Annotated in this window: 14 protein-coding genes; 11 read left to right on the top strand and 3 right to left on the bottom strand. The window is 55.8% G+C overall.

What is annotated here, in order from left to right:
* Positions 1-204 precede the first annotated feature (204 nt).
* The 4 genes from ACVIIW_RS19390 to ACVIIW_RS19375 all read left to right on the top strand — a co-directional run bounded on the left by ACVIIW_RS19390 (position 205) and on the right by ACVIIW_RS19375 (position 7,475).
* A complete protein-coding gene (locus ACVIIW_RS19390) occupies positions 205-702 on the top strand; it encodes a hypothetical protein (RefSeq protein ID WP_456702187.1) in 498 nt (165 codons plus the stop codon).
* Positions 699-1,721, top strand: a complete 1,023-nt coding sequence (locus ACVIIW_RS19385) for a hypothetical protein (protein WP_456702186.1) — start codon at positions 699-701, stop codon at positions 1,719-1,721. The genes ACVIIW_RS19390 and ACVIIW_RS19385 overlap by 4 nt, the downstream gene beginning before the upstream one ends.
* On the top strand, positions 1,718-6,592 hold the full coding sequence (locus ACVIIW_RS19380; protein WP_456702185.1) for an NACHT domain-containing protein: 4,875 nt from the start codon (positions 1,718-1,720) through the stop codon (positions 6,590-6,592). The genes ACVIIW_RS19385 and ACVIIW_RS19380 overlap by 4 nt, the downstream gene beginning before the upstream one ends.
* 154 nt (positions 6,593-6,746) lie before the next feature.
* Positions 6,747-7,475: a GIY-YIG nuclease family protein gene (locus ACVIIW_RS19375; RefSeq protein ID WP_456705197.1), complete on the top strand. Its 729-nt coding sequence runs from the start codon at positions 6,747-6,749 to the stop codon at positions 7,473-7,475.
* Between the two features lie 147 nt (positions 7,476-7,622).
* On the opposite strand, the gene ACVIIW_RS19370 is transcribed toward ACVIIW_RS19375, so the two are convergent.
* The gene (locus ACVIIW_RS19370; protein WP_456702184.1) at positions 7,623-8,486 is read right to left on the bottom strand and encodes a Kiwa anti-phage protein KwaB-like domain-containing protein; all 864 of its coding nucleotides are present in this window, start codon (positions 8,484-8,486) and stop codon (positions 7,623-7,625) included.
* Entirely contained in the window at positions 8,483-8,998 is a 516-nt protein-coding gene (locus ACVIIW_RS19365) for a hypothetical protein (RefSeq protein WP_456702183.1), read from the bottom strand. The genes ACVIIW_RS19370 and ACVIIW_RS19365 overlap by 4 nt, the downstream gene beginning before the upstream one ends.
* A gap of 246 nt (positions 8,999-9,244) precedes the next feature.
* Here ACVIIW_RS19365 and ACVIIW_RS19360 point away from each other — a divergent pair, with 246 nt between their 5' ends.
* From ACVIIW_RS19360 to ACVIIW_RS19335, 6 genes are all read left to right on the top strand, one after another.
* Positions 9,245-9,754 (top strand): hypothetical protein, encoded by a 510-nt coding sequence (locus ACVIIW_RS19360; RefSeq protein WP_456702182.1) that lies wholly within the window; start codon positions 9,245-9,247, stop codon positions 9,752-9,754.
* Complete coding sequence (locus tag ACVIIW_RS19355; RefSeq protein ID WP_456702181.1) at positions 9,751-10,053, top strand: hypothetical protein; 303 nt, start codon at positions 9,751-9,753, stop codon at positions 10,051-10,053. The genes ACVIIW_RS19360 and ACVIIW_RS19355 overlap by 4 nt, the downstream gene beginning before the upstream one ends.
* A gap of 2 nt (positions 10,054-10,055) precedes the next feature.
* Positions 10,056-10,778, top strand: a complete 723-nt coding sequence (locus tag ACVIIW_RS19350; protein ID WP_456702180.1) for an SOS response-associated peptidase — start codon at positions 10,056-10,058, stop codon at positions 10,776-10,778.
* A gap of 260 nt (positions 10,779-11,038) precedes the next feature.
* Positions 11,039-12,070, top strand: a complete 1,032-nt coding sequence (locus ACVIIW_RS19345; protein WP_456702179.1) for a sensor histidine kinase — start codon at positions 11,039-11,041, stop codon at positions 12,068-12,070.
* Between the two features lie 359 nt (positions 12,071-12,429).
* Complete coding sequence (locus ACVIIW_RS19340; RefSeq protein ID WP_456702178.1) at positions 12,430-12,633, top strand: CsbD family protein; 204 nt, start codon at positions 12,430-12,432, stop codon at positions 12,631-12,633.
* Positions 12,634-12,669: 36 nt separating this feature from the next.
* Complete coding sequence (locus tag ACVIIW_RS19335) at positions 12,670-12,840, top strand: DUF2934 domain-containing protein (RefSeq protein ID WP_456702177.1); 171 nt, start codon at positions 12,670-12,672, stop codon at positions 12,838-12,840.
* Between the two features lie 615 nt (positions 12,841-13,455).
* Here the strand turns inward: ACVIIW_RS19335 and ACVIIW_RS19330 are convergent.
* On the bottom strand, positions 13,456-13,659 hold the full coding sequence (locus tag ACVIIW_RS19330; protein ID WP_456705196.1) for a DUF2934 domain-containing protein: 204 nt from the start codon (positions 13,657-13,659) through the stop codon (positions 13,456-13,458).
* Between the two features lie 664 nt (positions 13,660-14,323).
* Here ACVIIW_RS19330 and ACVIIW_RS19325 point away from each other — a divergent pair.
* On the top strand, positions 14,324-14,557 hold the full coding sequence (locus tag ACVIIW_RS19325) for a DUF6894 family protein (protein WP_456702176.1): 234 nt from the start codon (positions 14,324-14,326) through the stop codon (positions 14,555-14,557).
* The last annotated feature ends 1 nt before the right edge of the window (position 14,558 follow it).

Here is a 14,558-nt window from a genome sequence, read left to right as displayed (position 1 = left end):
CCTGCAATTTCGTTTGAATCCTCCCGGCCGAATCCAAACCAAGAGATCCAAGTCGGCGATGCGCAACCTCCCTACGCGCCGGACTACATGAGCAACGCCATCGGCGCGGTCGAGCCAACGTGCGTGAGGTCAACAGGCACAACCAAAAAGCGGGACCTTGGAGAAGCCCGACACGATCAAGCCGGGCTGGAAGGGGAGGAAAGAATGGTCGCCGTTGCCCAGCACCGACACGGCGACATGGCTGCTTCCCGCGACAGCAAGACGGTGCGTGCATTTTGCGAGCAAATGGGGCAGAAGAGCGCGGTCCGGTCCTCGCGCGAGGCTGGGCAAGCCATTGAAATGATGGTCGGAGTGGCAGGATTCGAACCTGCGACCCCTGCGTCCCGAACGGATTTCTCGACCTGCCGCCGCTTGATTTTATTGCGTTTTTTGTGCAACTACCGCGGCGATCTTCTGCTTTTGTTCACGATCAATCTTGGGCTTCCTTGGGCTCAGGAACAGATGTTCCCTTTTGATCGAACTGGTGTCAGCTCAATTGGCCCGCCATGCCTAAGAAATTCGGGACGAAGAGCAATCGAGACGATTTTGCCGCCAAGACGAAGCGCGCACTCGCACTTCGTGCAGCATACACTTGCTCGTTCCGATTCTGCTCATGTCCGACATCGGGGCCTAGTGAAGAGGCACCGCACGCAGTCAGCATGACCGGAAAGGCGGCGCATATCCACGCTGCCGCGCCTGGCGGACCACGCTATTTAGCGTCAATGACACCTGGAGAGCGCCGGGATATTTCGAACGCCATTTGGCTCTGCAGCCACCACGCAGAGCTGATTGACGATGATGAAGCGACCTACACCGGATCCGAACTTCGCGAGATGAAGCGCGAACACGAAGCTCAGTGCGCCAAGAATCATCGCGACGGCTTGAAGGGCATGCCAGCTTCCAGTGATTTGATCGCACTCGGCCCTGATATCGTTTTCTGCGGAGAATTGATCGAGGCCAATCAGGCGGAATGGTGCTTTCGGTTGCACCATTTCGTCGAAGGAGACCTCCACGCCTTGCTCGCACTAGTCTCAGACTATGAGCGCACAGCAACGAACGACCGATACGTCCTAGTCAACAGTTTGGGAAACGGTCGGATTTTGCGAGGTTCACCCACTCTTCAAAAAGCTCTCCGTTACGAAATCAAGTGCCCGGTCGAGCCTGATGCGGAGCGCATTGGTGCTGCAGACCTGCCGACGGATTTCGCCATATCTGAGGAGGGGCACGATCTATTTTTGAACGTAGATGGTCATATCGCCGAAGTTTCAGGCGTTGACGCATTGCAGCAGTCGATAAAGACTTGTCTCTCCAGCCAGCGGGGGGAAAGCCCATTTCATCGAGATTTTGGGACACGCTTTTCTGAGTATTTTCGTCTGCTAAGCGGATCAGTTTGGTTCGAGCAGCTTTTAAAGCTCGAGGTAATTCGTCAGGCGGCGGTGCCATACAGTGATCCGATCGATAGCCGTCGGTACACACCACTTCAATGCGTTGAACGTGTATTCGCAATCGAACTGCTCGCCGACGCTCCCATCAATGATTGGCTGCCAATCCGGCTCGATCTCGATATCAAGGGCCTAGGCCGATGGAAGCGCGATCTAACGATATTCGTACCGAAAGAAGTGATGAGGCGACCGTCTCTAGAAGAAATGATGTCCGGCCCTTTTCTTCAGATTGACCCATGACGCGGCTGATCCAGCCCGAGATCAATGAAAATCCGGTATGGCTGCTTGAGCCGCCTACCCCGGCTGACATAACGCCACCTGTAGATACTCACGCTCAGGAGCTGCCCTTCAGTGAACTTACCTGGCAGAACTTCGAGCGATTATGTCACCGGCTCGCAAAATCCGAAGGAGACGTCGAGTATTGCTGCCTTTACGGAACGCAAGGGCAGGAACAGGGCGGCATCGATATCTATGTTCGCCGGACATCGACGACAAAATATGGCGCTTGGCAAAGCAAACGCCACGAGTCATTTGGGCCCGCGCAGATTGAGAAGGCCGTAAAAGACTTTCTTGAAAGCTCATGGGCAGCAAAAAGCGATCTTTTTGTCCTATGCGTAAAAGCCGGCCTTCGTTCGACCAACGCGCAAGATAAGATAGAGGCTTGCGCGTCCCAACTCCGCGAACGGGGAATCGAATTTCGGCCGTTGGACGGAGAGCAGATCAGTTTACAGCTGAAATCCAGACCCGAGATCGTTTATGATTTTTTCGGGTATGCCTGGACCGAGCGCTTTTGTGGCCGACCTGCGGCGCAAGCCGTCGCCAATCGACTTACGCCATCCGAGTTCCACGCACTCAAGAGCAAGCTTCTCGCCTGCTATGCATCGCATTTTGCGAGCATCGATCCCGGAGTTCTGAGTCTGTTGAACGCCCCGCCTGGTGGCAAGCGGCATCTTCAATTGCCAGATCGATTCATCGCGCCAGATCTAATGTTGCAGGCTGAAATCTTTGCCGACGTAGCGCCAGCACTTCAACCACGGCCCGCGTCAAGAACAGATTGGGCATCCACTGAACACACCGGCAAGCCCCCGGCTACTCTCACGGTCGAGGCACCCAGAAGAGAGAAAACGCGCGTTGCTGCCGATAACTGGGTTTCAGCGGCGCGGCATGACATCGTTCTTGGGCTGGCCGGCGCTGGGAAAAGCACATTACTCCGCTTCATTGCACTCGACATGTTGGCCCATAGCGCGCGATTCGACGCGCTTAGGCGACGATTCCCCGACTTCTTACCTGTGTGGGTATCGTTTGCATTCTGGACCAAATTGATCGCCTCTGACAGGGAGCGTTGCTCACTCGTCGATGCGATTGAAACATGGTTTCGACGACAAGATGAGCCTAGTCTTATCGAGCTTGTGCGCAAAGCTTACGACGATAAGCGCCTCCTTCTGCTTGTCGATGGAATAGATGAATGGGACAACGAAACGGCCGCGAATACGGCCTTCGGTCTTTTGCAGTCCTTCACAGAGCGGAACGCTGTTCCGGCCATCATGACAAGCCGGCCGCATGGCTTTCGACTAATAACAGGGCTCGACGGATCTTGGCGTATTTCCGAAATTGCGCCATTCTCACCTGGACAACAAACGGCGCTGGCTACCACCTGGTTTGGCCATCTAAATCGGGACAACGACGAAGCCGACGCCAGAAACAAAGCAAATGCGCAGGCAGTCGCTTTCGTTGAGGAGCTTCAGCGCAACGGGGCCCTAGCCCAACTTGCGGCTACGCCCTTGCTATTGACTGGTCTGATTGCACTCAAGCAAGCGCACTTACAGTTGCCGCGCAACCGCTTCGTCGCTTATGGCGAACTCACAAAGCTTTTGCTCGAATTGCATCCTGTTGCGCGCGACAAGGCCGCTCTTGCGAGCGTCCCTCGCCACGCTCTGGATCCGCCGACCCGGGAACTGGCGCTCGCCGCGCTCGCTTACGCGATCCACAGTGGACGAGACGGTGCTTCACCGGACGCAATCAGCATTGACCAGGCTGTCGATGTGATCGGCCGATGCCTCACTGAGCGGATCGGAACGCCGACCGCCGATGCAAATCAGTTTGCGCGCGCTCTCCTAGCATTTGGCGAGGAAGACGTTGGGATTCTAGTCAAAAAATCATCGCGGGAAGTCGGATTTTTCCATCGCGTGTTTCAGGAGCACTTATCCGCAACGCACCTTGCAAGCTTCGACTTCGATCAGCAGCAAAAGGTCGTGGAAACCCGCGCAGCCGATCCGCGTTGGAGGGAGGTTATCCTTTGTCTACTTCACAAGCTGCAACGGCCGAGCGAGATCGACGGCCTACTGGCGACTATTGAGAATGCGGATGGCGACATTTCGGTTACGGCATCGAGAGACATCCTGCTGGCCGAGGCAACCTTTGGAGAATTTAGAAAAACGCCCCAACTGACCGCGCGTTTGGCCAACAAAGCTTTTCAGCAAATTGAGCTTGGTCGATGGCCGTCAGTTCGTCTCGAGCTGGTGGGGCAAGCAATCGAAGGAGCCTCGTCGGCCTCTTTGGGCCCCAAGATATCTGAAAAGCTAAGCGGGTGGTTCCCGCGGTGGAGCAGCTACGGTCTTGAACAGGCTTTTGCGGCGATGGAGAGCTGGCCCGATGATCCTTTGATCGAGCCGGTACTTTGGCGTGGACTGCATGATGAGTTCTTTGGTGCGGCTCAAGCTGCTGCGCGAACGCTTGCGAAACGATACAAAGATGATCCGGAACTTGCCGACCGCCTATTTTTGCTCGCCGCCACACCGCCGAGCATAGGCGCAATCGCCGCAGCGCTTGAGGCTCTTTGGCGGGGTTGGCCAAAACACCCCAAAACAGAGAGCGTGCTTCGCGCGGCGGCTGCTTCAGAAAGCCCCCTAGTTGCTCTAATGGCAGTTCGTGGAATTGTCGCTCTGGGTTCGCACGGGGATAGCGATTTCGAATTGCTAACGACGATTGCTGGACGCGATGACTATACCTTAACTGCACTGCTCGAAGATGCACTAATTGCGGGGTGGTCAGGAACCGAAAAGCTTCGCGACTTTGCAATGCGCGAGACGGACGCTGAGCGGGGGAGGTTCCTTCGACGACATCGACCAGATTTCGGGCTTTTAATTAATGGATTCCCTGGCGAACGATGGGTTGCCGAGTTGGTTGCTCAGGATCTCTTGAAGGAGCATCCACACTTCCTTTTTGAACGAGAGGATCTGCATCATCTCGCCGCCCATTTTAGAGGTGACACGATTGTTGTTCCTGCATTGGAAGGCTGGGCATTAAAATATCGACCTGATGATGCTTACACACTCTCGCGCGCAGCTAGGGTTGCCCCTACGCCGGCTATGAAGGCCGCCTTGCTGAGGTGCGTGACCCAAGGACATCTGGCTTTTTGGGCAGCGTCAGCCCTCATCGATCTGTGGGGAGCACAAGACGCTGAAGTCAGGGAAGCCCTGAACCACGCTGCCAATCAACCGGTCGAGAGACTTCAAGATATCGCGCATGCGCTACCATTCGTGATGGACGACAAGAAACTATGCCGGAAATTACTGCTTGATGTCGTTTCCGCGGACTCGAAAAGGTTTCGCGCCGATTTCGCGTTACAAGGGCTACGCCTCCTAGGCCTTGACGAGACAGATCAGGAGGCCATCGATACCGTCATAAAGAGAGGATACGACAAGGATCGCTTCGTCGTTGAGAACGAGGTCCGCGAGGTCATTGGGACGTTTTATGGCGACCCGCGCGTCATAGCGTTAGCCAAACGCGAGCTTCAAAGAGAATCCGGCGCCATTGGAACGGTAGCTAAGGTCTTCGCTGGTGACAGCTCCATGCGGAGCCTTGTTTTACATGCCGCTGCACCGCTCGACCTGAACATGCGCTCGCATATTGCCGACGCGCTGTCGAAACGAGCGACATCGGATTTGCAAAGCCGAGATCTACTTTCGTTTGGGTGCCGCGAAGAAGCAGGCGATATCGTTCTCGAATGCTCGATCAAGGTAGCGAAAATTCGGAAAGAAACCAGCAATGTCGAACCCGAGTACATAGACGGGATTCGCGAAGAATTGGACGCCATTGGGCCGCGGATGGATACGCGTCGCCAGGCGGCTCTATCGTCTCTCATCGTTCTGGGGCGCCTCGACCTTGTCGATTTTGAGAACTTCTCCGGTGTTCGAGGTCTTGGCTCACGCAAGCACCGCAGCATGTTACGGCTTGTCGCAACCGAATGGGCTTCGATCCGTGAGGCTTTGGGAGGAAATGAGGCGGCTCTGAACGCACTTGGCGTTGAACGAAAGCAGTTTTTTGAAGTCTTTGCGAACGATATAGATTCATCGAAAGCGATGACGGAATACGCCCTCAGCGTGATCGAAGAATCAGCAAACGCGGTACCGGCATCGGCAATCCGCCTCGTAGAGCGAGTACGTCCCAATAGTGGGCTGCTTCGCGACATATGTCTCCGCGGCTTATCTTACAATGGAAGCAGCAATTTGGACTCATTTCTGACCACCATGACGGCAGGCGAGGTGCTCGGTCGGAGCTTTTCATTAGATAGAGGGCTTGAAGATCAACTAACCAAAATGCTCGACCGGAATCCTCGCGATACCGGCGCCATAATGGCTCTGTGTGAAGGATGGCCCGCCTCCACCGCCTTGCCTGCTCTCCGGTCGCGCCTGCAAGGACAGCCGCAACTTCCGATCCCTGTTATGTTTAAGCTCATGTCTACGATTTCGCCCGAAGAAATTTTCGTAGGTGCGCTGGGCTGGGCTGCAGAAAATTTGGAAGGAGACTTATGGGAGAGTCCAGCGCACTGGATACCGCCTACGGTTCGCCGCCTAAAGCAAGACAATGCCGCTTGCGAGCGAATGCGCAACATTGTCTTTGATAGACCTTCGCCGGGCGTAGAGGCGAGTTTCCCGAGGCTTCTCGTACGAGCGAACGGCCTGACTGACGACTTGCGAACATGGTGCCACTCGAAAACTCTTCCCAGCGATGAGATTCTGGTCGGAGAAGTCGGATTTGATTTGGTGGCGGGGCAATTGAGGCTCGTTGCACACTCGCTCTTTGATATCTTGAGCGGACAAGACCTCTAGGCCCGCCTAAGCAACTAGTTACAAAATGGCCCGCTGCATTTGGTTAAGGCATCTACCAAAGGATTAGCGAATTGTTTTGCGGCGAGCGGTAAGGACTATCATCAGATCCACCGCAGCGAATCGGTTTATTCGACGGAGGCCCACGTTGACTGAAGTGTTCGAAAAGTGGGGCTTCGGAATGGCGCCGCCCAAGCGAGCAACCCAAAGCACCCGAGAACTTTGGGCAAAGACCGTTATTCGAGCTGTCGTCGATCCGGCCGCTCCACCTTGGCCAGCGGACGTCCGCGAGGCGATTAGCGGCGTAAAGGGCATGTTCATGCGAATATTTCGAATGGATCAATGGGACTGGTTCACAGTTTGCTGTCAACTTGGTCATCCAAGCCGCGGCCTTTCAAAGACAATTGGTGACGCTCTGGCGGATATGCGGATAGCGGCGCGCGACGATGATGTGAACGGCCTTCGGCAGGCCCAAAAACGCCTCAGTGAGATGCCCACGCGACGTTGCCTTCGGTATTTCCTTGGCGAGCTGGCGATCGCAGATGAGCCGAATGCTGGCTGGATCTACATTCTTTCAACTCGCGAGATGCCGGACCTCTTGAAGATCGGCATGACGAGCCGAACTGTCTTGGAACGAGTTCGCGAGATCAACAACGCGACCGGCGTCGCTATCCCGTTCGGCGTACGGCGTTGCTGGCGTGTATCGGATCCTCGCCAAAGTGAAAAGTTACTCCACCATGTCCTCGGCGAATTCCGGCTTCGCTCCGACCGTGAGTTTTTTCGAGCCGACTTCTTTCAAGTCGAGCGACATATACAGGAAGCACTGGATCAAGAAGAACTCGAGCTTCGGACCGGGCTGCGACCCGCTGCCCTCTTGGCAAACTGAGCACGAAGAAGGTACTCTTTTTCTTCTTGGCCATCACGATCGCGGTGGGCTTCTCCAACGAAATCGAGCACCGCGCATTGATCGACACGCCACAACACCTCAGCAACTCGTGATGGTCCTTATTGACGGCGGCAAATCGCAGGTACGCTAGATAGGCCTTTTTGAATTAGACAGATGGGGCGTGCTGGAAAGTACAGATTGAAAATAATCTTCGTCCAAAAAGCGAAGAAGTTTTTTTAGCTCGGGCTTCGTCGTGGGGAGCACCAGGGCAACTTTGTCGCCAGTCACCTCAGTTTCGATATTGATACCAAAAACAAGAGCAGAGGCCTTCGTTGCCTCGAAGTCAATTCTCTCCAGAATCCCGCTCTGCATAATTAGAGCCACCTTTCTTCTAACCCAATTGTCTGATGCCGCTACAAGCGCGTCCGGGTTACTAATCTTGAGCATATCGCTCCGAGCGAACTCGTTCAGATCTTCATCTGTCGCCTCTCTAAAATACTGAGAGAGGTCAAAAATCTGCCGGGCTGAGAAAAAACTAAAAAAGTACAGCCTGTTGTCTTCCAAGATCGCGGATAGGCTCATGCCGATCGTTAGACCAACCCCCTCTACTTTCCTGAAAACATCGGCCGAGTGGAAGATTGAGAGACCCCGGTTGGATATGATTTTACGCTTGTCGAAATTTTGAACAAGCGCGATCCTGCGACCGTCCACGGTCTTCCCCATGAAGAGAGCCTTAATGCCCTCGAACTCATCGGAAGCCGGTGCGATTTGCGGTATGCCCAACGGGTTTGCGATTGCTCTATGAAGGCCATCTATATCATCGTAATCGTCGATAAAAAGGCACTCGCCTTCCTCTGGCTTGTACTTCCCATCGAAGGCGATCTGTTCCTCACAAGATCTTTTAAATCTTTGTTCTTGGGCGTCGAAGGTCGCGTCCATCTCGAGCTGGACTTCGGCTGTCAACGGAATACGGACAATTCGCCGGTCACTCAATAGAGCAAGCAAATTCAATCAGAGACCTCCAGAAGCATCGATCCCGAAATCCGCTTGACGGCCCTCACCTGCTGGGGATCAAAAATCTCGCGGCGTGTAATCAGGGTGTAAACCATGCCGTTAGCAGCTTCAGCTTTGTAGAAGCGATACCCGACTAGCCGCATCAGCGGACTCGGTATCGTCGCGTCGGTAAGCCAAAAAATGACCCAAACGACTAGGCCGATCAGCAGAATCGCGCTGACCGTAATCTCAGTCGCTCTTGCGAGAAATGGAAAGATGTACGTCACCACAACGCCCAAGAGAAGCACGTCGTTTGACTCGATCTTTTTTGCGCTAAAGGGAAATTCTTCAGACTTCCACTTGAGAGCCGACAAAATGTAAACGACGAGTAGACTACCTACGAACCCGGCGAAGACATAGTAGACTGCGTCCCAAAGCGCGCCACCGGCGAATAGACGAGCAAAGCCGACGCTGATCAGCGCCGGCGAAAACGCGGCCACAAAGAGAACTGTCTTGAGAGTATTCCTCATCCAGTCCTCGTCCGAGCCAAAAAGAACATAACGTGAATATACGTTAAACCCAGCCAATTACAAGGGCGACCATACTCAAGCGCGCCGGCTGTTGAATGCCTCCACGTCCAAGCCGTCGAACATTTTTCCTAGGGCCTGAAACTTAGGGACCTGGCGAGGCGGTTGACCAAGTCACGGTAGCCGCGCCCCCCACATCCCCAAGTTCTAGCGACTTTCCCAACGCGGGATTCGGGGCGATCATGCGGAATGTCCCCACGCATTGTCCCTATTCCGCTCTCCGGCGACTTGAGAAAGGCTCAGGCCAAGGGCGTCCGTCATGCTGACGGGCTCCATGATACCTACTTCGAGCAGTCGAAGCTGATCCGCAGTGCCGCAGAGGCCAAAATCCGTGAAGCCGACAAGCTTGAATGCGAGGCGTGGAATGCACTGATGTGGGCATGGGCCACTGGCGAGATGCGCCCGGTCATCGACGACAAGCAGGCCAATCCTACGATCGGCAAAGCGATCAACGGCGGATACGATCTGCTTGAGGCCAAGTGCAAACGTTGCCGGCGCCTTTCACTTGTCTCACTACGAGATATTAGGCGACCTGCCCGGACGCCGATCTTGATGCTCGAGGATGCACTATTCTGTCAGCCGTGCAGCGAGGGGAAACATTACACTCATCGCCAGCGCGCGTTCATCGTTGGCCTCACTTATGCCAAGCCGGGTGCCCCTACATCCGGCGCGGCAAGAGATGGGAAACGGCGACCATGACGATCTTCCGACTATCTCCGATCAATACTCGTTCCGGTGACGAAAAATGGTCTGCGTCCACCGTCCAGGAGACTGTCTGGGTCGAAGCGCGGGATGACCTGCACGCTCGCCATTTGGTGGAAGCAGCTACGCTCAAAATGATTGACGCGAAGCCAAGCCGGCCAACTCTATTCTCGCCCTGGCTAGATCAAGTAATTACGTCCTGCTTCCCCGACAACGATGCGAAGAGGCCCGCAAAGGGACAGATGCTGACCGCATCGGGCAAAGCTATTGCTATCCCGGGCGCCGAGTTTGACTGACGATGTGCAATCTGTATTCGATCACCACAAATCAGGAAGCAATCTGCGCTCTCTTCAGGGTCGTCAACCGATACGTCGGCAATCTAGCGCCGATGCCCGGCGTGTTTCCGGACTACAATGCACCGATCATCCGAACCGGTTCCGAGGGACGAGAACTCGCGCTCGCGCGCTGGGGCATGCCGTCGTCGTCAAAGGCGCAAATGGATGCGACCAAGAAGCGTGCCGAAAAATTGCAAGCGAAGGGCAAGTCCGTGGATTTCAAGGAATTGCTCCGGATGGAGCTCGATTCCGGGACCACCAACATTCGCAACGTAAAGAGGAAACACTGGACGCGCTGGCTGGGACCAGAGCACCGCTGCGTGGTGCCGTTCAACAGCTTCAGCGAGTTCAACAAGGCAGAGGGCGGCGACATCTGGTTCGCGCTCTACGATACCCGTCCCCTCCTTTGCTTTGCCGGCATCTGGACTAACTGGACGTCGGTCCGGAAGGTCAAGGAAGGCGAGACTACAAACGATCTCTACGCATTCCTAACAACAGAGCCGAATGCCGAGGTCGGGGCCATTCATCCGAAGGCGATGCCGGTGATCCTGACGACGCCCGAAGAGGTCGAGACCTGGATGACCGCGCCCGCGGATGAAGCCTTGAAGCTGCAGCGGCCGCTTCTGGATGGAACGCTGCGGATCGTCGCTCGGGGCGTGAAGGAAGACCCTGCACCGGCAACTTAAGGTTCTGCGCAGACGCTGCGAAATAGGTGAACAGGCCGCCCTGCCAATGGCTGATCCCCGACCCGTGCTAACCGCGCGGCACTGAGCCGCCTCGTCGAAAATCACCTTCTGGCGGCCGGTTAGCGATCTCGCTCTCGCGCGAGGGGTGGGGCCCGTGTGGCAGCAGCAACCGGAGATTGCTCGCAAGAGCCGCCGACTTTACGCGCCAACGGCTTATGATATTTTTCGCGAGCGCCTGCATCTGGCCAAGGAGGACTTCGATGCAGTGGGATCCGGAGAAGCTGACCACGTTGCTCGACGCCACGTTGGCGCGGCTGCGGGAACACATTCCTCCCCGCTCCGCCAAATCGTACGCTTTCGCTCTCTTCTGCGTCGCTGGCGCCAGCCTGTTCGAGCTTTGGCTCAAGTGGCTCGACCAGGACGCCTCGCCCCTCATCGCATATTACCCCGCCGTCGCCTTTACTGCTCTGCTTGGCGGCATCGGGCCTGCAGCTCTGGTCGCAGTCATAGGCGGGATGACCGCCTTGTGGGCCTTCATGCCGCCGACCTTCAGCTTTTCCCTGGAGCGAACCGGAGACAAAATCACCCTCGCCGTCTTCGCGTTCGTGTGCATTCTATTGGTTTTGGGAGCCGACCATTTCCGGCGCTTGGCGAAACGCCTTGAAGAGGAGGAGCAGCTCCGGCAGTTGGCCGTTCAGGAACTCGCCCATCGGCTCAAGAACAAGATCGCGACCATACAGGCGATCATCAGTGTGCAATTGCGCGACCAGCCTTTGGTCCGCGAGGGGATCCTGAGCCGTCTCGCGGCCCTGTCGGCGACAGATCATCTTATCGAGGAGGCGAATGGACGCGGCGCATTCGTCCATGACATCGCTAAAACTGAACTGGGGCCCTACGTCGCTTCGCGCGTCTCGATCCAAGGTCCGGACCTCCAGTTGCCGCCCAAGTACGCCTTGACCGTCGCCCTCTTAATTCATGAACTTGCAACCAACTCCGCAAAGTACGGCTCATTATCAGTGCCCAGCGGCATCGTTCTGCTCAACTCGAGACTTTCCGCCGCAATTCTCGAAATCGATTGGCAAGAAAGGGACGGACCGCCGGTCGATGCCCCCCAAAAACAAGGTTTTGGCATGCGGCTCCTGTCGCGGGCGCTCGCTCAGTTCGGCGGCAGCACCGACATCCTCTTCGAGAAATCTGGGGTCATCTGCAAGATGAGACTGCATCTGCCTATCGGCACAGACTTCGATTCAGTCGATAGCGGCGCAAAGCCGCTTGCCACGGGCACCGTCTAACACGGCGCCTTCACAGTCACTTCGCGGAGCCGCCGGCCTAGCGCAACGCGGCATCCTGCAAAGGCTGCTGGACCGACGGTCCTGGTTCACAGTTGTAGGCGAGGCCGCCCTGCACGACGCGATCGCGTTCGCGCGGACCCAAATTCATATGAAGCACGACTCTAGATGCAGGATGTCAAGCCCAGCGTGCAGAGTTGGTCGCATTCACGCATTTTCCCGGCTGCATCTGAGCCGACCACGCTTACTCACCGGGCGACACGCTTCTCGAACGGAACATGACACAAACCATACACAGCATCGAAAGCGGGAACGAACAAAGCGCGATTTGGTTGCTACCCAACATACGAAGGAGGTCGCAAATGGATTGGAATCGTGTTGAGGGCAATTGGAAAGAAATGAAGGGCAAGGTCAAAGAGCAGTGGGGCAAGCTCACTAACGATGATCTTGACGTGATCGCAGGCAAACAAGACCAGTTGGAAGGTCGCTTGCAACAGCGTTACGGCTACGCCAAGGACCAGGCGAAGAAGGAAGTTGACGACTGGTACGGACGCCAGAAGTGGTGAACAACCAGGGCCCCGCCAGCGCGGGGCCTTCTTCCTATGGAGCTATTCGAGACCATGACCATACCGACGGACGAAGAGATACGAGTGAAAGCTTACCAGTGGAAGCAAGCTGGCGAACCGGAAGGACAGGCTGAATCCTTTTGGCATCAAGCCGAAGAGGAGCTAGGCCGAGAGTCAACCGAACTCGGCGAACCCCTCCCGGCATGACAGACAATTTGCCAATCTGACCGGGTACGAAATGCTCTTAAGCCCGACTGGTTCTGGTCGCTTTAGCTCTTGAACGATCTCGAACCCAAGAGGGAACGGCATTGGTGTTCGAATGGCGGACTCCCCGGCCCGTCTATTTCGTGACGTGCCTTAATCGTTCTTCCGCCTCTAGATCTAGGCAACGAGAAAATCGCGGCCCCAACCGTGCACGCAACGGTTCAATGCATTCCACGAAACGGGCGCAGTAAGCTTCTTCCAGCCGCCTTCGAACAAGGACATCTTCCATAGATTCCAATGAAGGCCGCAGTTCAAGTCGTTTCGAGAGTTCGATGCTCTGCAGCTTGTACTGCTTGATGGCCGCTGCGAGGCATTCTGATTGCGTCGCAGTATCGGCTCCGGCCTGCAAGGAGCTCGCTGTGAGGGCAATTAGGACCGACAACGCGGTCCAACATCGTCGACGAGATTGCGAACTGGACATGGCCTTCTCGTCCCGGGATCGGCGCCAAAGCCATTTGATCAAGGGCGCTCATCATCCAGCCTGCATGGAAAAAAGCAGGGTTAGAGCCAGCGCCATGAACGTGCTGTGAATTTCGACTGCGGGGTTGTTAAAAGCGGTTAATGTATCGGGCTGGCTGCGCCCATAGACCTAGGATCGCAGACTTCAAAGGTTCGAGCTCGTAGTGACCATACGTGGGGTCCCTTAGTCAGAAGTCTCGCTCGATTGCCGCCTGATTCTCGCTCCGCCTCAAGCCAGAAATCCAGGTCGCGCCCCCCAGGCCTGCCTGCTTGTTCCCAGAGATCATGCGCTCGCGTTTCGATCTGCTGATCTCGAGGGGATGGGAAAAGCCTTTGCCTTAGCTGGTCGGCAAACCGTCTGAATTGGCTGGCAGTGGTTTCGTCCCGAATTTAGGCGGCCGCCTTTGTGGCTAGTTCGATTTGGTGCTCCAGTTTTCCCCGTTCGTCCATCTGAACCGCTCCCGTCCTCCTTTGCTGAAGACGACTCCATCGGCGCGCGATTGTTTCGCCGGCAGGCCAACTTCTACAAACGTCGAACTGGGAGTTCACTTTTGTACACAAGAGGCTCTTAACCCCTTTAAGGCAATGCGCTGTACCTGCGGGCAAAGCCAACATAGCTTTCCTTGCTGGTCGCCGTAGAGAGGCAGGGCATGAGCGAGTTTGAGGAACGGGTTCAAGCGAACATGGACGTCGTCTTAGAAGAGGTCTGCGCGGAATTGCCGAACGGTGGGGATCACGAAAGCCGAAAGTACATCGCCGAGCAGTTGATCCGAGCTGGGCGCGCAGGAAAGACTTCTCTAGGCGAGCTGACCTACGTTGGCCGTCGCGCCCTCGTACACCTGAGGAACACCTCAAGGTCAGCCTAGCTGTTCCGAAGGTGGCTCCGACGATGTCGAGTTAAGCACCCATATAGGTCGCAACCGAGGCGAGAGGGGCACCGGTTCCTAGCGGAACATCTCCCGCGGTAATGCATTGCCGGCCAATGCAGAGGTACTACTTTCATTTTGAGGGAAGCCGCCCTCACACCGATAAGGCCGGCGAGTTCCTGAAGAGCGATGAAGCAGCCTGGGATGCTGCGCTCCGGCTGGTGCGCGATGTTGAGAACGGGTTGCGACCAGGTGATCAGTGGATACTTTGCGTATCGAGCGATGACACACCTGTATTTATCCTCAGGATGACAACAGAACGCTGCCGCAAGTAGC

It is taken from the genome of Bradyrhizobium sp. USDA 4449, assembly GCF_054056275.1.
The sequence above is the reverse complement of the archived record's forward strand: the minus strand, read 5'-3'. Positions and strand labels throughout refer to the sequence as shown.